We start from the raw sequence: 18507 nt of genomic DNA on the forward strand, positions 1-18507 counted from the left end.
CCAGAGAATACCTGGCGAGCATAGGCGAACAGGGTCATTTTGAGCAACATGGCTGGATGAAAGGCTGGACGACCAGTATGGGAAGTTTCTTCTAATAGAACGGATAAAGGAATGGTATCCACAAACTGACTAATCAGACGAGCCTCGTGAGTAGCAGGTAAATCCCAAGCAATATTTAATTCCAAACTTAACTGATTTGTGTTATACTGTTTATACATTTTCATGCCTTTCTAGTTGTTTTGTCGTTATTATAATTATAAAGCATGAAATGGAAAACGAGCAAATCCTAATTGGAATTGCTCGTTTTTTTATATGTGAGAAGCTAGTTTTTGCCCAGCCTCATTTTAGTGATGACCTTAGTTAGAAAAGGTTCCATTTTTTGCGTATACTCTGTAAATTCCATCTTTTTGTCGAACAAATCGAAAATCTACGAATGTTTGCTTTGAACCTGAGCCATTTTTGTAAAAAATTTGTAGTTCTTTTTTTTCTTCAAAAAAACCTCCCCCATAAGCAAATACAGAAGCTTCATAGGGAAGACCTCCCAAAGCAATCACCTCTTCATAGCTCATCCCGCCTTGTCCTGTATTGCTATCTCCCACGATGACTTGCTGAAACACATCTTTGGTCCACAAATTCGTATGTTTATCTGCTTCCTTCGTTGGAAATTGCTCGTCTGGCAAGTTGTAGACTTCCTTACTTGATAAATAGTATTCTGAACCATTTTTATAGAAGACCAATTTAAGGTATCGCTGATCTGCATATATGTCATAGTCCAAAGGAGCATAAGTTAAGAATAAGTATTCTTCTGAATATTCGTCGAATCTAGCCGATGAAGGTTTCCCATATTTCTCAATGATATCCGACAAACTGTCCCCAGTGGCATCTTCTTTCATCCCAATTACCAAGCTATCATAGTCTTTCAGTGTCCAATTAAAACTAAACTCTTCTTTTGTGGCAGTCAATCCGCGTGTAAAGTCTGTCACTCCTTTGTCACTAGCTTCTGTAGAAGTGTGACTGATAGTTGATGATAACTGTTGTTCCGTACTCGCAGAACTTGGAGAATAGGTGGCAACTTCTTCTTTTGCAGGTTGTTGAGCAGTCCACACTAACCCTGCTAATACCAACAATATGAACGCTATCAAAAGATAATAAGTAGCCTTCTGCTTTTTCTTGAGCGAGTCCTGGTACTCTCTTTCAAACTCTGCTTTAACTGCTTCTGATAGTTTAGTATAGGTGTCCAGTTTAACATTATTTTTCGGTTTTTTCTTCAATCCCTAAAAACTCCTTCCTTGGATTTTAATCGATACTCTCCTTGTTCATTTTGCATAAAAACTAAATGGACGGAATTTATAGTAGATTCTGGATCATTATCTTCCTGATACATCATCCCTAATTGACGGTAGTCTTGCATCCCATTTTGTCGAGCATAGGTCGGCAATCCGTATTGTTCCATGATTTCTTCAGGACTTTGATCCAAGGCTAGTGCATCAATTGCGGCTTGATCCCACTTAAATACAAAATTTTCATCCGTGGCTTCTGGATAATTCTCATCTGATAAATTATAGAAACTTTTTTGATAAATTCGATAAGCTCCATTTGACATGTTAAACCAGAACGTAACCTCTTGCCCAAAATCTTCACTGTGGTAGTTAGCTGTGACAACTGAACTACCATCACTAATCATGGTAGACTCCTCATAACTATCCGCCAGTCCATACTCTTGTGTGAATTCTGCCAAGGTCATAGAGTTCTCTATTTCTGCATCCATTTTCACAGCATCGTATTTCCCAACGGTCCAATCAAATGCCTTCGCTGGCTTTGCTCCTTCAATCTCATCTAGGTAAGAATGCGTTCGTGACACAGATTCCATAACCTGATCCTCAACCTGATTATTTTGGTTCCTTGTTGCAGTCGATTTCCCAATCAATAGATAGAGAATGGCTACACTAATCAATACAAGCGGTAGCCCAATTTCAACCCATTTCATCCATTGATTACTGGTTGACTGATCTACCGTATTCTTACTTGCCCGTTCTAATTCTTCTTCTATTTTCTTTAATCTCGTATTCTTTGTCATTCTTCTCCCTAATCCCTAATATCTCCAGATTTTTGAGACAAGTGGTATCCACCTTCCCCATCTTTTATAAATAATAAAGAAAGGTCATCACCTGTTCTATTATTTAGATACCGAACCCCGATGGTCCAATAATCAACTGTACCGAAACTTTCCGCTGCGTAAACAAGGCCGTATGTAGAAAGTACTTCATCCAGTGAGACACCGCCCTCACCATTGCTTGCACCGACTCGCAAGTCATTAAACTCTTGACTCGTCCAATCATGACGATTCTCTCCAACAATATCTTCGTAGGGTTCAGGAAAAAGATTACTACTCATTTTTGCAGCTAGAGTCAGTTGCCCTTCAAAATCAACAAAAAGCAATTCTACCTTTCGAAAAGGCTGTTCCGTTTCGTATAGTAAAGTCAATGATTCATATTCACCGGAGTAGATACCAGTTTCAAGCGACGTTGGAGCCCCATATTTTTTGATAACGTCCTCCACTTTTGTTTTTGATACTGCAAAATGTTGGGCGTCAAGTGCTTCAAATTCCTCATAGGTCCAAGAAAAAGGTTTAGCTTCTACCTGTCTGATATGTCCAACATAGCTTGCTAAATCCTTATAGGTCACAACAGGTGTATCAAAACTCGTCTTATAGAGAAATCCACTAATCACTATGACCAGAAAACCAATCAACAAAAATAAGTAGCTGGATTTACGTTTCTTATCATCCAGCTCTTTTCTTTCTAAATATTTCCCAAGTTCACCTTCTAAATGCTGAAAATTATTTTCATTCTTTCTATCTTTAGACATTCCAATCTCCTTCATTTATCATTATTATAGCATATTTTCAATTGTTGGACTATGGTCCTAAAGAAATCAAGTCTTGTATCATTTCTTATATTCGATAAAAAACACTTGTCATAAGGCTAGTTTATAGGATACAATGGAATATATCTACACCCTCTAGAAAGGAAATTCCATGTCTAAGAAGCTCCAGAACCTTCGTCAACACGAAACCAATCATATACAGGCTAGGACAAAGAAAAATTTATTTGTTAGCCTTGGTCTACTCGGAGGCATATCCATCCTTAGCGGCTATTCTCACTTCTTGTTTCCTATACTAGTACTTTCAGCCCTGGCTTATGGTACGTTTTTTCTTATCCATCGCAATACTGCCAAGTCTTCAAAGAATACAGCTCTTCGATTGCAAAATCTTAAGGAAAGTATTTCACAAAGTGAGAAGGAATTGAAACTACTCAATAACTATTTAAGCTCGAAAGAGTATAGCCAGTATGCGCTTCTTGCTCAAGAGTTGCTCCCTCAGTTAAAGATGATTAAAGAGGAAACATCGGAACTTAAGTATCATTTGGATACGGATATCTCTTCTGCGATTATCCAACAAACCATTCAAGAAGAGGAAAAAATTTCAAAACAGTTGAAACTTCTCAATCTGATTGCCCCTTCCTCCTTCGTTTCAGAAGAAACGAAAAAAATCCTAAGAATTGCACCTGAAATAGCTAATACCTATCAAAATGTCCAAAACGACCATATTGAAATTCTTGAACAATTGAAGAATCTTGAAAATGCGGAAGAGTTGAGAGTCATCCATGAGATAAACATGAAACACTATAAAGATATTCTGGATGGCTATCTCAAAATCAAGGAAAATCCAAAAAATTTCTACTCAGCAGATGAACGCTTGGCTCAATCAAAGCTTGCACTTGAAAAATTTGATACTGATTTAGACGAAACCTTACGAAAACTCAATGAACGGCAGTTAAATGACTTTGAGATTAGTCTAAGAATGATGGGACAAGAAGCGAACGTTCTGCATCTCCAAACAGAAGAAAAATAATAAATAGGCAAGACCCTAATGAAGGTCACGCCTATTTTTTATCACACGATTATTTTATAAAGCTCTCTAGTACGACTTTACAAACATTATTGACTAATAGACCTATACATGTGCGGTCGACGATCTCTAAAGAGTCCCCAATCTAAACGCTCACGCGCTCCCTTGTCCAAATCATAAGTAGCAAGCAAGACAGCTTCCTCCTCACGACCTGCTTTCTCAATCAATTCACCTGTTTCATCTGTCAAGAAAGAGGAGCCATAGAAACGCAAGCTAGACGATTGACCGCCATTTTCTTCAGAAGGCTGCACTTCTTCCAAGCCGATACGGTTGGCTGCAATGACCGGCGTGATGTTGGCCGCTGCATGGCCCTGCATAGTCCGCTGCCAATGGCCTTGACTGTCTGTATCCAAAATCGGCTCTGAGCCGATAGCTGTTGGATAAAAGAGTAATTCTGCTCCATTCAGTGCCAAACAGCGAGCTGTTTCTGGAAACCATTGGTCCCAGCAGATGCCAATGCCAATCTTAGCGTAACGTGTTTCCCAGACCTTGAAACCAGTATTTCCAGGCGTGAAGTAAAACTTCTCCTGATAGTAATGATCGTCAGGGATATGCGTCTTGCGGTAAACTCCCAAAACACTACCATCCGCATCAATGACCGCAATGGAATTATAGAGGCTATTTCCATCTTTTTCATAGAAGGAAATAGGCAAGACAACCTGCAATTCCTTGGCAATAGAAATAAAGTGCTGAACAGCATCGTTTTCCTCTACAGACTTGGCATAGTTATAATAGTCATACTGGCGTTCTTGACAAAAATAAGGACGCTCAAAGAGTTCAGGCAGGAGAATAATCTGCGCTCCCTGACCAGCAGCCTGTCTAACCAAACGCTCTGCGGTCGCCAGATTTTCCCGAAGGTCCTGACTACACTGCATCTGGACAGCTGCTACAGTAACATTTCTCATTTGCTTTCCTTTCTAAATCGGGGAATCTGCTGGGTGATACAGTGTATATTCCCACCTCCTAGCAGGATGTCTCGGGCCGGTATGCCGACGACTTTTCTGGTTGGAAAAAGCTGCGCTAGGAGATGCAGTGCCTGCGCATCATGCTCATCATCAAACTGGGGCACTAAAACCGCACCGTTGCTGACGTAAAAATTCACATAAGAAGCCGCTAAGCGTTCTCCAACAGTCCTTTCTTCCTCCCCCGCTTCATAGACATAGCCTGGCAAATCCGCTTCCGTTACCAGAATGGGATGTTTAGGAATGGGCAGTTTATGAACGGTCAACTTTCTGCCCTTGGCATCTACTTGCTCTTCCAAGTAGTCCCAATCAGCCTTGGACATGGCATATTGAGGGTCTGCCTCATCATCCGTCCAAGCTAAAACGATCTCAGCTGGACCGACAAAGGTCGCAACATTGTCCACGTGTTCATTGGTTTCATCATTGTAGATACCATAAGGCAGCCAGAGGACCTTTTCAGCTCCGAGAGTATCTAGAAGTACTTGCTCAATCTGGTCCTTGGTCAGATGAGGATTGCGGCCTGGGCTCAGTAAACAGGATTCGGTCACCAAGATGGTTCCTTCACCGTCGCTATGGATGGCTCCGCCTTCTAGGACAAAGGGATGGGCATCGTGTACTGGCAGACCGATGGCCTGACTAAAACGACTAGCCACCTGATCATCTGCCTCATAGTCCTGATAAAGACCATCATAGCTTCCGCCCCAAGCGTTAAAGGCCCAATCGACAGACAAAGCTCTGCCATTTTCATGGACTAAGACCGTCGGACCTGTGTCACGCGCCCAAGCGTCGTTGGTGGGGATGTCCAGGTAGGTTACGCCATCACCCAGCGTGGATTGGGCCTCCTCACGGTGTGCCTCATCGACCAAGAGATAGACCTGCTCGCTTTCAGCAATGGTTTTAATGACCTGGCTGAAGGCTTTTTTTGCTCCCTGACCATCAAAGGGCCAGGATCCTGGGCGAGTCGGCCACACCATTAGGGTACCATGATGGGGCTCATACTCAGCAGGCATGCGGTAGCCAGCCGCTTTTGGACTTTCTATCATGACAACCTCCCCTTGAAATCTTCATAACCAAATTTCTTGATAATCCGACAGTCGCCTGTCTGATCCATTAAGACCAGACTTGGCAGACCGATGCCGTTGAAGGTATTGTTTTTAACAAAGGAATAGATAGCCATATCTTCAAAGTAGAGCTTGTCGCCAATCTCCACAGGCTTTTCAAAGGAATAATCGCCGATGATGTCGCCCGTCAGGCAGGTATTGGAAGATAGTCTGTAAGCAAATTCCTTCTCTCCAGCCTCAAAGCCATGACGAAGCGGGGGGCGATAGGGCATTTCCAAGACATCCGGCATATGGCAGGTAGCTGATGCGTCTAACACTAGCGTTTCAATACCATTTTCGACAATGTCTAAAACTTCTGTCACCAGATAGCCCGCATTGAGGGCAATGGCTTCACCAGGCTCAATGTAGACTTCTAATCCATAGGTTTCCTGCATGTGCTGGATAGAGGAAATCAGCAAATCCAGATCATAATCCTCTCTGGTCACATGGTGACCACCTCCCATATTGAGCCACTTGATGCGGTGGAGATAGGGACCGAATTTGGCCTCGACAGCATCCAAGGTCGTTTTCAAATCATCGGAATTTTGCTCACAGAGGGTGTGAAAATGCAGGCCATCCACCAAGTCCAGCAGGTCTTCTGAAAACTGGTCAATGCGAACACCGAAGCGAGAACCTGCTGCGCAGGGATCATAGAGGGCATGGTCACTTTGGGTCGAACATTCTGGATTGATCCGCAGGCCAACACTGACTCCAGCTACTCGGCATTTGTCCACGTGCTTGCGGAGTTGGCGCTCTGAGTTAAAGACGATATGGTCTGCAATTTCCAAAATCTCCTCCAAATCCGCATCCTTGAAGGCCGGGGCAAAGACATGGACTTCGCCCTCAAACTCCTCACGACCCAGCTTGGCTTCGTAGAGTCCTGATGCAGTTGTTCCAGCTAGGTATTGGCTGATGAGGGGGTAAGTGGCATACATGGAAAAGGCTTTTTGAGCCAAGAGGACCTTGCAACCTGTACGGTCTTGAACAGACTTGAGAATTTCTAAATTATTGACCAGCTTAGCTTCGTCAATGACATAGGCTGGGGTTGGGACATGATCGATTCTCATCTAGTCCACCAAAACAGGATTTTCTACTACTTGCCAAGGCAATCCATATTGGTTGAGCAAGTCCATAAATGGATCTGGATCCAATTCTTCCAAGTTGTAGACACCTGGTTTTTTCCAAGTTCCGTCCATGACAAGCTTGGTTCCAATCATAGCTGGCACGCCAGTTGTGTATGAAATAGCCTGGGAACCGACCTCTTTGTAGCACTCTTGATGGTCACAAACGTTGTAGATATAGATGGTCTTTTCCACACCGTCTTTGACACCTGTGAAAATACAACCAATATTGGTTTTCCCAACAGTACGTGGACCAAGGCTGGCTGGGTCTGGCAGGAGGGCTTTGAGGAATTGGATTGGCACTACTTCTTGTCCATTAAAGTTGATTGGGTCAGTCCGCAAGAGACCAACATTTTCCAAGCATTTCATGTGGGTCAGATAAGATTGACCAAAGGTCATGAAGAAGCGAATGCGTTTGACACCTGGAATATTTTTAGCCAGCGATTCGATTTCTTCATGGTGGAGAAGATACATGTCTTTCTGACCCACTTCTGGGAAGTCATATTCTCGCTTGATAGACATGGCTTCAACTTCCACCCATTTGCCATTTTCCCAGTAGGAACCTGGGGCAGAAACCTCACGCAGGTTGATTTCAGGGTTAAAGTTGGTCGCAAATGGATAGCCGTGGTCTCCACCGTTACAGTCTAGGATGTCGATATAGTGGATTTCATCGAAATAGTGTTTCAATGCGTAGGCTGAAAATACGCTGGTCACCCCTGGATCAAATCCGGACCCCAAAAGTGCTGTCAGCCCTGCTTTTTCAAAACGCTCCTTATAAGCCCACTGCCATGAGTAGTCAAAGTAAGCCGTAAATCCTTCTTCTGCACAGCGTTTTTCGTAGATAGCCCGCCATTCTGGGTCTTCGGTGTCCTCGCACTCGTAGTTGGCGGTGTCGATGTAGTCCACACCTGTCGCCAAGCAGGCATCCATGATGGTCAAATCTTGGTATGGGAGGGCAACGTTTAAAACTGCTTTTGGCTGGTAGCTTTCAATCAAGGCAATCACTTCTTCTACCTTGTCCGCATCCACTTGGGCAGTTTCGATTTTTACGGACGTTTTTTCTTCCAAAACAGCCTTCAAATCATCACACTTGGACTTGGTACGGCTGGCAATCATGACTTCCTTGAAGGTATCTTCTGCCTGACAAACCTTGCTGATGGCAACTTGGGCAACTCCGCCACAACCAATTACTAACAAACGACTCATTATTTTTTCTCCTCTTCTTCTAAAATATCTTCGACATAACGGGGCAAGAGAAACGCTCCGATATGTAGGTTTGCGGTATAGTATTCTGTAAAAAGCTGACGCGCTTTCCATTTTTCCTTGTCAAAATCTTCGATGGGATGGTATTTTTTAGAGGCAAAGCCAAAGAGCCAATAACCCGCCGCAGATGTCGGAATATGGGCCTGATAAACACGGCTGATAGGGAAGGACTGGGTCGCTTTTCTATGCATGGAACGAAAAGCAGACTCATCTTCGTCATAAAATGGCGAACCATGTTGGTAAACCATGATGCCATCTTCCTTCAAAGCTCGATAGGCGTTGCCGTAAAATTCCTTGGTAAACAATCCTTCCGTATGTCCAAATGGATCTGTCGCATCATTGATGATGATGTCATACTCATTTTCACAGTTGCGCAAGAAACGCAGACCATCTTGTAAATAAACCTCGACCCGCCCATCTTCCAAGCCAGAGGCATAGTCTGGAAAATACTGACAACACACTTCAACAAGTAGTTCATCTGGCTCTACAACGTCAATACGTTCGATTTCAGGATACATACTGAGAACTTGGGCAACGCCACCATCTCCTCCACCCAAAATCAATATTTTCTTGGGATTGGGATGGACGGCCATGGGCACATGGACGGCCATTTCGTTGTAAACAAAATCATCTGCATCTGAAAAGAGAACCCGACCGTTAAGGGTCAAAATCTTTCCAAAGGCTGGCGAGTCCAGCACAGCAATGTCCTGAAACTCACTCTTGCCAGCATAGAGCTGCTGGCTGGTTCGAATGGATAACTTGACATCTGGCGTTTGGACTTCTGAAAACCACATTTCCATCTTTAGCCCTCCTTTATAACGTTTATGTAGTTGACATCTGGATCTTCCGTACCTTGGACGGAGCAACCGCGCTCCTTGGCAAAGATGATGTAATCAACAATTTCCTGGGTCACTCGTTCTCCAGGTGCCAAAAGAGGAATACCTGGCGGATAGCACATGACAAATTCCCCGCAGACCTGACCAACTGCTTCTTGCAGGGAACGGCTTTCCCGCTCTGCATAAAAAGCTTCCTGCGGTGACAAGACCAGTTGCGGCTGGATGTATTCACCTAAAATCAGGTCCGAACCATCTCGTGAGTAGAGTCGCTTGATGTCTGCCAGAGCTCCCACCAGCCGCTCAATGTCCTGCAAGCGGTCACCGATTGAAATATAGGCCAAGATATTGCCAATATCACCAAATTCAATCTGGATGTCGTACTCATCCCGCAGCAAATCATAGACTTCAATCCCTGTCAGACCAATGCCCTGCGTATAGATGGATAGCTTGGTTACATCAAAATCATGCACCGTTTTGCCATCAATCAATTCTTTAGAATAGGCATAGTAGCCACCGATAGCATTGATTTCACGACGAGCGTATTCAGACATTTCAATGACTTTTTCGAAGGATTCCTTGCCACGAAGGGCTAGATTTCTGCGGGAAATATCCAGACTAGCCAGCAAGAGATAGGAAGCGGATGTCGACTGGGTCAGGTTGATAATCTGACGGACATATTCCACATTCATATCTGGACCGACCAATAGGAGCGAGCTCTGGGTCAGACTACCACCTGACTTATGCATGGAAACAGCAGCCATATCAGCCCCCACATCCATAGCCGCCTCTGGCAATTGGTCCGAAAAATGCAAATGAGCTCCGTGGGCCTCATCTACCAAGACTTTCATGCCCGCTGCGTGAGCTTTCTCAGTCAAGGTTCGCAAGTCCGAGCAGATGCCATAATAGGTCGGATTGTTGATGAGAACCGCCACCGCATCAGGATGCTCTGCAATAGCCCGTTCAAAGGCTTCGTTTTCCAAGGCAAGAGCAATGCCAATCCGTGGCTCCACGCTCATATCCACATAGACAGGGATGGCGCCACAAAGGACCAGGGCATTGAGGGCTGACTTGTGGACATTTCGGGGAAGGATAATCTTATCGCCCGCCTTACAGGTCGCCAGAATCATGGTCTGGACAGAAGAGGTGGTTCCTCCAATCATGAGAAAGGCATGGCTAGCACCAAAGGCTTCTGCCGCCAATTCCTCCGCCTCTCGGATAATAGAGACGGGATGCCCTAGATTATCCAAGGGCTTCATGGAATTGACATCAATCCCCACACATTTTTCTCCTAACAGTTCGACCAACTCTGGATTTCCGCGCCCTCGTTTGTGTCCAGGCACATCAAAGGGAACAATCCGTTTTCGGCGTAACTGTACCAATCCCTGATAAATAGGGGATTGGTGTTGATTTTTCATATTGAAAAACTCCTTTGCTTGATGGACTCCTACCCTTTTTTAAACAAGTAAAAAGAGCAGGGTTCATCCTGCTCTACAATCCAAATTGACGTTTTTTATTCTTCTCTTGAGTTTATGTGCCTACCGTTTCCTACTCTCCAGTGCAAATATATACGTACTTTATTGACCGTTTCACAAGATGACGTGTGCTTTCACCACACTGACAAAACTAGAAATTAGGAAATCTTTCCTAACATCAACTTATAAAATGTAGGCTTTTAACCCTATCAATAATGTGGCTTACGCCACGCTTCGGCATTCGACCCGCCTGTCCGTAGGCTTTGGTTATGATCAATAGCAGAGCTACTCATCCCATATAGGTCTGATATTTGCTAGAATAGGTATAGTAACTTTTCCTAGGCATGTTTATTGTAACACGAATGTTCTTATCTGACAAGAGAAAAATAGGTATTTTTTAACAAAATCATGAACAATATAAAAAAAATGACTTCGAACATTCGAAATCATTTGTAACACATTTATTTAATCCCCAAAGCAATTCGAGCATAACGACTCATTTTTTGCACAGTCCAGGCCGGTGACCAGACTAAACGGACATCTACTTCTGTCACCTCTGGTACATCTTTCAGGACATCGTGAATCTGATCGGTAATCAAATCAGCTAAGGGACAGCCCATGGTGGTCAGGGTCATATCAATTTCAGCTTTTCCTTCGATAAAGCGAATTTCATAGATCAGACCTAAATTGATAATATCAATCCCTAGCTCTGGGTCAATCACATCTTCAAGAGCATGAAAAATACGCTCTTGAATTTCTTTTACCTGTTCTTCTGTATACGTCATTTTTCTCTCTTTCTTTTCACTATTGCATTGTCATCTAAAAGAACAAAATTACATCCAAATAAGCCATGAACTATTGAAGGTTGGAAATGAAGCAAACGAAGTTTGTGTCAAAATGTCCACTGGACCTTACGCTCCCTTTCTCATTTCAAGGGGAGCGGTTAAAAAGGTTCCCCGAACCTTGTCCGCTTTCGTGTTTCTAGGCGGACGTTGTGAACTCACATTAGACTAGTTGCCTACTTTCATATTTCTGGGCTCGGGTTAAAACACCACTGGCTTAGCCTGCTTTCATATTTCTAGGCAGGCGTTAGAAAGGTACGCAGTACCTTTCTAATCCTCCATAAAGTCTCTGAGTGGTTTGCTGCGGGATGGGTGGCGGAGTTTGCGGAGGGCTTTGGCTTCGATTTGACGGATACGTTCGCGTGTGACGTTGAAGACTTTACCCACATCTTCAAGGGTGCGCATTTTACCATCATCTAAACCAAAACGAAGACGCAATACGTTTTCTTCACGGTCAGTTAGAGTGTCCAAGACTTCATCTAATTGCTCACGGAGAACGACACGAGTTGTGTAATCAACTGGATTTTCAATCACTTCATCTTCGATGAAATCTCCAAGATGACTATCATCTTCTTCGCCGATAGGGGTTTCCAAGGAAACAGGCTCCTGGGCAATCTTGAGGATTTCACGGACTTTTTCAGGTGTCATATCCATACGCTCTGCGATTTGTTCTGGGGTTGGATCTTGGCCCAATTCCTGCAAGAGATTGCGTTGCTCACGAACCAATTTGTTAATAGTTTCTACCATGTGAACAGGGATACGGATGGTCCGAGCCTGGTCTGCAATGGCACGAGTGATAGCCTGACGAATCCACCAAGTTGCATAGGTTGAAAACTTGAAACCTTTTGAGTAGTCAAACTTATCAACGGCCTTCATCAAGCCCATGTTTCCTTCTTGGATCAAGTCAAGGAACTGCATACCACGACCAACGTAACGTTTTGCAATCGAAACTACCAAACGCAAGTTGGCTTCTGCCAAGCGTTGTTTTGCTTCTGGGTCACCAGCTTCAACTGCCAGCGCCAACTCCTGCTCTTCTTCGTTGGTCAAGAGTGGCACAACACCAATCTCTTTCAAGTACATACGGACAGGGTCATTGACCTTGGCAGACGTGCTACCCAGCAATTCTTCATCAGACAATTCTGGCTCTTCTTCTACCTGCATAGCACGCGCAGAAGGATTTCCTTCCTTATCCACAATCGAAATCCCAGCATCTTGAATCCGTTGGAGCAAATCATCAATTCCATCTGCATCAAGAGTAAACGGAATGACCAGTTGATCATTGATTTCATCGTCTGTTGCAGAACCTTGTTTTTTGTGATTACGAATGAATTCCGCAACTTGAACATCAAAGGTTGTTACTTCTGTTTTTTTGTCTTTTTTACTTGTCATATTTACTCCATTTGTCTTCTTCTCTCGATGAGCTCTTGTAACTCATCGAGGGCAATATCAGTATTTCCCACATGGGAATGTTCACGAATTTTCCGTGTTCGGTGTTGATTTTCCTTGCGCAAGAGTTCTTTGTCTCGCCTCAATTCCAATTCTTCTATCTCATGCTGGCCTACTTCGTCTGGTAAACGTTCTTCCAAGACACGATACCAGGCCTGTTGGACACTATTTTCCAAGTGAGATAAGTCAAAACTACTAATCTCACCTTGATTTTTCAGCAATTCATACAATACCTGCAATTCAGGTGTCGAAAAGTAAAAGTCTTCCCTCAAACGAAATTCATTCAAGATATACGGGTGCTCAACCATGCGATAGAGCAGGTGATTTTCAGTCCGAATTAGGCTAGTCAGTCGAACAAGAGTTTGAACAGGTGGGATATAAGCCTGTTCCTTCTGCTGATGATAGGCTTGCTGACTACGCTCCTGTCGCTGATTTAAGCGAACAGCATTGACAGCCTGCTCCACCTGACTATAGTCAAAATCAGACAGGACATCCGCAACTTTATAAATATAGGAATTTTGCGCCGTAATAGACGAAACCCTTGCAATAATGGGAGCAATCCTATCTACAAAGTCAATCTGCATTTGTAGATTATCTGGATTTTCTGGCTTCAGATAATGAATGAGAAATTCCACATCACTAATGCGGGATTTGGTCAAAACCTCTCGCAAGGTTTCTTCAGAATTTCTTTGTAGAAATTCATCAGGGTCCATATTGTCAGGCAGGCTAACAATCTCAACCTGAAAATCTCGCAATTCATCTAAGGCTTTCATGGTGGCAGCTTGACCAGCTTTATCACCATCATAGGTCAAAACAATCTTCTTACAAAACTTAGCCAGATGACCGACGTGCTCGCGAGTCAGAGCTGTTCCCATAGAAGCTACTGCATTCTCAATACCCGCCCGATGGGCCGCGATAACATCCAGAAAGCCCTCCATCAGATAGACTTCCCGCTGTTTCTTGATGACAGCCTTGGCCTTATCCAAATGATATAATTCGTAACTCTTATTGAAAATAGCTGTGCTACGAGAATTTTTATACTTGGCTAACTGCTTGTTTTGTAAATCTTTTTCCGTCCAAATCCGTCCTGAAAAAGCGATAACTCTCCCATACTCATCCGTTAGGGGAAACATAATCCGTCCCTGAAAAGCATCGAATATCATATTCTGCTCACTGGGATTGAAAAGACCCGAATGCAATAAACTATCCTCATCATACTGCTGTGAAAGTTTTTGATAGAGAATATTTTGCTCATCTGGAGCCAACCCCAACTGGAAGTTTTTGATAACCTCATCGGTCAAACCCCGTTGGTGCAAGTAGTTCCTAGCAGCCTCACCCATCTTGGTCGTCATCAACAAAGCATGGTAAAACTTGGTTGCATCCTGATGAATGTCATAGAGAGCTTGATGAGGGTTTTCCTTCTTCGGCTGAAAATGCTGTGTAGACTGGAGTTCTATCTGAAATCCCGCTTTCTCCGCCAAAATGGTCGCCGCATCTGCAAAGGAAATCCCTCTCGTTTCCTCTACAAACTTAAAGACATCCCCTGATTTTCCACAGCCAAAACAATGATAGAATTGCTTGTCTTCAATGACGTTAAAGGACGGAGTTTTTTCTCCATGAAAGGGACAAAGACCAATAAAATTGCGCCCTGCCTTCGTTAAAGCAACTGTTTCACCAATCACATCCACGATATTGAGGGCCTGTTTGATTTCTGTTATTTTATCTTTTGACAGCATATTTCCTCCTCAATATCTTTTTCCTAAATTGAAAAGTGGACACTCTTCCCTTAGTTTAACATATTCTATTTTATACCAAAAGTTAAAAAATGTAAAATTTCTGAAACAAATTGCTTGTAAAATATTTTTTTATGTTTATAATAGATAGAGTAAAAAATTATGAAAGGACATATTTAGGATATGTTGAAAGATTTAAAAGCGTTTTTGTTCCAAGGTAATGTAATTGACCTTGCTGTTGCAGTAATTTTTGGTGCGGCTTTCAAAGCCATTATCGATTCATTTGTTGCTGACTTGATCACTCCATTGTTGCTTACACCAGCTTTGAAAGCTGCTGGTGCAGACAAAATTGCTGATTTGAGCTGGAATGGTGTTACTTACGGTAACTTCTTGAGCGCTGTTATCAACTTCTTGATCATCGGTACTGTTCTTTTCTTCATCGTTAAAGCTGCTGAAAAAGCACTTCCTAAAAAAGAAGCTGCTCCTGCAGGTCCAACTCAAGAAGAATTGCTTGCAGAAATCCGCGACTTGTTGAAAAAATAATCAATAAGATAGTGAAACAGGCCCTGTGCCTGTTTTCTTCTTGTCAAAAAAAGGGGAGCCAATCGGCTTCCCTTATTGTTTTATCCTTCATATCCATTTGGATTTTTAGACTGCCAGTTCCATGTGTCACGGCACATATCTTCAATGGTTTTCTCTGTTTTCCAATTGAGTTCTGCTAGTGCCTTGTCTGCGTTGGCATAGCAAGTTGCCACATCGCCAGGGCGACGGTCAACAATCTTATAGGGTACAGGCACTCCATTAACTTTTTCAAAGGCTTGGACCAATTCCAGTACACTGGTTCCTTGACCAGAACCAAGGTTGTAGGTATGAACACCTGCTGTGGTTGAGATTTTTTCCAGCGCCTTGATGTGACCAAGTGCCAAGTCAATCACGTGGATGTAATCACGAACACCTGTTCCATCTACTGTGTCATAGTCCGAACCAAAGACACTAAGTTCTGGGCGTTTGCCTACGGCTACCTGTGCCACAAATGGCATGAGGTTGTTTGGAATACCTGCTGGATCTTCACCAATTAAGCCTGATTCATGGGCACCGATTGGGTTGAAATAACGGAGAAGGGCAACACTCCATTCCTTGTCTGCTACTTCCACATCACGCAAGATTTGTTCCAACATGACTTTTGTATAGCCATAAGGGTTGGTTGCGCTGGTTGGCATGGTTTCCACCAAAGGAGATGGGTTGTTAAGACCGTAGACCGTTGCGCTGGATGAGAAGACAATTTTCTTAACACCAAACTCTGCCATGACTTCCACCAAAGCCAAGGTAGACATGATGTTGTTTTCGTAGTACATGACCGGTTTGGCTACGGACTCACCAACTGCCTTGTAGCCAGCAAAGTGAATGGCAGCCTCAATGTTTTCTTTTTCAAAAACCTCACGCAAAGCTTCCTTATCTGCCACGTCTAACTCATAGAAAGTTGGGCGTTTGCCTGTGATGGTTTCAATGCGGTCCAAAACCAAGATGCTAGAATTGGATAGATTATCTACGATAACAACATCTTTCCCTAATTTCAACAATTCTACGACCGTATGGCTACCAATATAGCCTGCTCCACCAGTAACTAAGATACTCATATACAACTCCTTTTCACCTGGATAATATTTATATACCCATTATAAGTTAGACAGACTGAAAAGTAAACAAAAAACAGCCCGAAGGCTGTTCAAATTCAATTAGAATTTTTTACGCTTGCGAGCTGCTTCTGATTTACGTTTACGTTTTACAGATGGTTTCTCGTAGAATTCACGTTTGCGTGTTTCTTGAAGAGTACCAGCTTTAGTAACCGCACGTTTGAAACGACGAAGAGCATCATCAAGTGATTCGTTCTTGCGTACTACTGTTTTTGACATTATTTTCACTCCCCTCAATTTCAAAGTCTTATTCATTTTACTGTAAATTTACTACATTGTCAAGAGGTTTTTCTTGGCTACTTTCAATTTTTATCAGAACCAAATGACACGCTCTATGTCTCACAGCAGCAAATGTACTGATAATGCACCGCTTGAGAGTCTTGCTCAGCTTCTTTTCATTATTCATACCCACCACCAGGCACATCGAAATATTCTTCCAAAGTCAATCCTGAATGATATATATCCGCAGCTTCTGCACCGATATAACGAACATGCCAGGATTCTGCCATGTAGCCTGTTATGGCTTCCTTGCCAGGCAAATAACGCACAATAAAACCATAATGATGGGCATTGTCTGCCAACCACTGAGAAGCAACTGGTTCTTCCAAGAGATTACCATAACTGTCTAATAGGTCAAAGGCAAGGCCTGTCTGATGTTCACTATAGCCAGCACGCGCCGAATAGGTATCTGCAGCTGCTTGACCATCTTGATTGACATAGGATTGGTACAAACCAGCCTGGGTTTCATAAGAGCGGAAACCACTATAATTGTTGGAAATGGCAAAACCTTGCGCCTGCATATCTGCAATCAACTGCCGGAAAGCTGCCAAGGCTTGTGGATCTTCACCAGGAGCATAAGTAGAGGCCAAAGGGTGTTTTTTATTGGCGATAATGACCTGACCATATTTCCCCTGAACACTGTAATAAGCTCCATTGTAAGCCGCGCCTGTCGCCACCTCCGTCTGACTGCTTGTGGCTTCCTCACCAGTCGTCGAACTGGTTTCTGTTGAACTAGAAGAACTTTCCTGAGTTTCTTGACTAGAGCTAGCCTGCGCCGGCGAACTACTAGTGGTAGACTGGCTTGATGTTGCACTACTGCTACTTGATGGACTGGTATCCGTTGACTTCTGACCACAGGCTACTAATAAGAGCACCATCGGAAGTAGTAAGCTTAATTTCTTATACATGTTTCTCCATCCTTTCCTTGTCCGTCGTACACCTTTATTCTAACATAAAATCAACTAAAAGATTGGCTAAAACCAGATCCAGTTCTAACTTTCCCATTCGTTATCTTACATAGAGGACCATCTATTCTTTCAGAATGTCCAGTAATTGTTGGTAATTGGAAACGGTATAGGTTGGTTGTGCCGGACCTGTAAGACTGACTTGTTCAGGATTGTACCAGACCGAATCCATACCTACATTATTTGCACCCTGAATGTCAGCAGTCAAGCTGTCGCCTATCATCAGAAAACTGGTCATGTCCAAACACCCTATCTGCTCTGCTATTTTTTCATAAAAATCTGCCGCAGGCTTTTTTGTACCCATTTGTTCGGAAATAAAGACCTGTGTGAAATAGGACTGAATAGGGGAGTTTAGAAGGCGATTTTCCTGAATATAGGTCACGCCGTTGGTAGCGGCATAGAGCTGATAGCCTCGGTTAACCAATTCTTTCAGCAGTTGGTCCGCACCTTCAAAAATTTGCCCCTGTTTTCCAATAAATTCTTGATAACGGTCAGCCATCTCCTGACCGTCCACTTCCCGACCAAAGTGAACAAATGTTTTGGAGAAGCGCGTGTTAATCAATTCTTTCTTGGTAATTAGACCTTTCTCTAAGTCCTTCCACATGCCTTGATTTAGAGGGCGATAGACTTCTTTAAAAGCCGCAATATCCTCTACTTGCATAGATTCCAAAAATTGTGTCAAGGCCACTTCTTCTCCACGATTGAAATCCAGTAGTGTGTGGTCAAGGTCGAATAATAAATGTTTGTATGGCAATTTCATTTCCTTTCTTTATAGTTGTTTAGTTTGCTTTTAGTACAAGGCAACGAGCGACAGGTTGCTTATA

General features: G+C 43.2%; 18 protein-coding genes and 1 pseudogene. 2 read left to right on the forward strand and 17 right to left on the reverse strand.

Going from position 1 to position 18507, the window contains the following annotated elements; translation table 11 throughout:
- The 4 genes and pseudogenes from C1G57_RS04340 to C1G57_RS04355 form a co-directional block, all read right to left on the reverse strand.
- Positions 1–218: pseudogene (locus tag C1G57_RS04340) on the reverse strand (IS5/IS1182 family transposase); the annotation flags it as partial.
- Between the two features lie 138 nt (positions 219–356).
- Positions 357–1271 (reverse strand): hypothetical protein, encoded by a 915-nt coding sequence (locus C1G57_RS04345; protein ID WP_105113900.1) that lies wholly within the window; start codon positions 1269–1271, stop codon positions 357–359.
- Positions 1268–2077 (reverse strand): hypothetical protein, encoded by an 810-nt coding sequence (locus C1G57_RS04350; RefSeq protein ID WP_105113901.1) that lies wholly within the window; start codon positions 2075–2077, stop codon positions 1268–1270. Before C1G57_RS04350 ends, C1G57_RS04345 begins: the two co-directional genes overlap by 4 nt.
- Positions 2078–2085: 8 nt before the next feature.
- Positions 2086–2868, reverse strand: coding sequence for a hypothetical protein (locus tag C1G57_RS04355; protein ID WP_105113902.1), 783 nt, complete (start codon positions 2866–2868; stop codon positions 2086–2088).
- Between the two features lie 169 nt (positions 2869–3037).
- Between C1G57_RS04355 and C1G57_RS04360 the strand changes: the two genes are divergently transcribed.
- Complete coding sequence (locus C1G57_RS04360) at positions 3038–3913, forward strand: hypothetical protein (RefSeq protein WP_105113903.1); 876 nt, start codon at positions 3038–3040, stop codon at positions 3911–3913.
- An 86-nt stretch (positions 3914–3999) separates the two neighbouring features.
- Here C1G57_RS04360 and aguB read toward each other — a convergent pair whose 3' ends face one another.
- From aguB to dnaG, 9 genes are all read right to left on the reverse strand, one after another.
- Positions 4000–4875 carry an N-carbamoylputrescine amidase gene (gene aguB / locus C1G57_RS04365; RefSeq protein WP_105113904.1) on the reverse strand — a complete coding sequence of 292 codons (876 nt, stop codon included), beginning with the start codon at positions 4873–4875 and terminating at the stop codon, positions 4000–4002.
- Positions 4872–5975: an agmatine deiminase gene (aguA, locus tag C1G57_RS04370; RefSeq protein WP_105113905.1), complete on the reverse strand. Its 1104-nt coding sequence runs from the start codon at positions 5973–5975 to the stop codon at positions 4872–4874. Before aguA ends, aguB begins: the two co-directional genes overlap by 4 nt.
- Complete coding sequence (gene nspC, locus C1G57_RS04375; RefSeq protein ID WP_105113906.1) at positions 5972–7099, reverse strand: carboxynorspermidine decarboxylase; 1128 nt, start codon at positions 7097–7099, stop codon at positions 5972–5974. Before nspC ends, aguA begins: the two co-directional genes overlap by 4 nt.
- The gene (locus C1G57_RS04380) at positions 7100–8359 is read right to left on the reverse strand and encodes a saccharopine dehydrogenase family protein (protein WP_024390302.1); all 1260 of its coding nucleotides are present in this window, start codon (positions 8357–8359) and stop codon (positions 7100–7102) included.
- Entirely contained in the window at positions 8359–9216 is an 858-nt protein-coding gene (gene speE / locus C1G57_RS04385; RefSeq protein ID WP_105113907.1) for a polyamine aminopropyltransferase, read from the reverse strand. The genes C1G57_RS04380 and speE overlap by 1 nt, the downstream gene beginning before the upstream one ends.
- 2 nt (positions 9217–9218) lie before the next feature.
- The gene (locus C1G57_RS04390; RefSeq protein ID WP_105113908.1) at positions 9219–10667 is read right to left on the reverse strand and encodes an aminotransferase class I/II-fold pyridoxal phosphate-dependent enzyme; all 1449 of its coding nucleotides are present in this window, start codon (positions 10665–10667) and stop codon (positions 9219–9221) included.
- A 518-nt stretch (positions 10668–11185) separates the two neighbouring features.
- Positions 11186–11509, reverse strand: a complete 324-nt coding sequence (locus C1G57_RS04395; protein ID WP_105113909.1) for a metal-sulfur cluster assembly factor — start codon at positions 11507–11509, stop codon at positions 11186–11188.
- A gap of 327 nt (positions 11510–11836) precedes the next feature.
- Entirely contained in the window at positions 11837–12955 is a 1119-nt protein-coding gene (gene rpoD / locus C1G57_RS04400) for an RNA polymerase sigma factor RpoD (RefSeq protein WP_105113910.1), read from the reverse strand.
- 2 nt (positions 12956–12957) lie between these two features.
- Positions 12958–14748, reverse strand: a complete 1791-nt coding sequence (gene dnaG, locus C1G57_RS04405; protein ID WP_105113911.1) for a DNA primase — start codon at positions 14746–14748, stop codon at positions 12958–12960.
- A gap of 180 nt (positions 14749–14928) precedes the next feature.
- On the opposite strand from dnaG, the gene mscL reads away from it, so the two are divergent.
- Complete coding sequence (gene mscL / locus C1G57_RS04410; protein WP_105113912.1) at positions 14929–15288, forward strand: large conductance mechanosensitive channel protein MscL; 360 nt, start codon at positions 14929–14931, stop codon at positions 15286–15288.
- A gap of 80 nt (positions 15289–15368) precedes the next feature.
- Here the strand turns inward: mscL and galE are convergent, their stop codons facing one another.
- The 4 genes from galE to C1G57_RS04430 form a co-directional block, all read right to left on the reverse strand.
- Complete coding sequence (gene galE, locus C1G57_RS04415) at positions 15369–16382, reverse strand: UDP-glucose 4-epimerase GalE (protein ID WP_105113913.1); 1014 nt, start codon at positions 16380–16382, stop codon at positions 15369–15371.
- 99 nt (positions 16383–16481) lie between these two features.
- Entirely contained in the window at positions 16482–16658 is a 177-nt protein-coding gene (gene rpsU / locus C1G57_RS04420) for a 30S ribosomal protein S21 (RefSeq protein WP_000048054.1), read from the reverse strand.
- Positions 16659–16837: 179 nt separating this feature from the next.
- A complete protein-coding gene (gene ldcB, locus C1G57_RS04425; RefSeq protein WP_105113914.1) occupies positions 16838–17626 on the reverse strand; it encodes an LD-carboxypeptidase LdcB/DacB in 789 nt (262 codons plus the stop codon).
- 121 nt (positions 17627–17747) lie between these two features.
- Entirely contained in the window at positions 17748–18437 is a 690-nt protein-coding gene (locus tag C1G57_RS04430) for a YjjG family noncanonical pyrimidine nucleotidase (RefSeq protein ID WP_105113919.1), read from the reverse strand.
- Between the last annotated feature and the right edge of the window lie 70 nt (positions 18438–18507).

Source organism: Streptococcus suis, assembly GCF_002960425.1.
GTDB classification, from domain to species: domain Bacteria; phylum Bacillota; class Bacilli; order Lactobacillales; family Streptococcaceae; genus Streptococcus; species Streptococcus suis_S.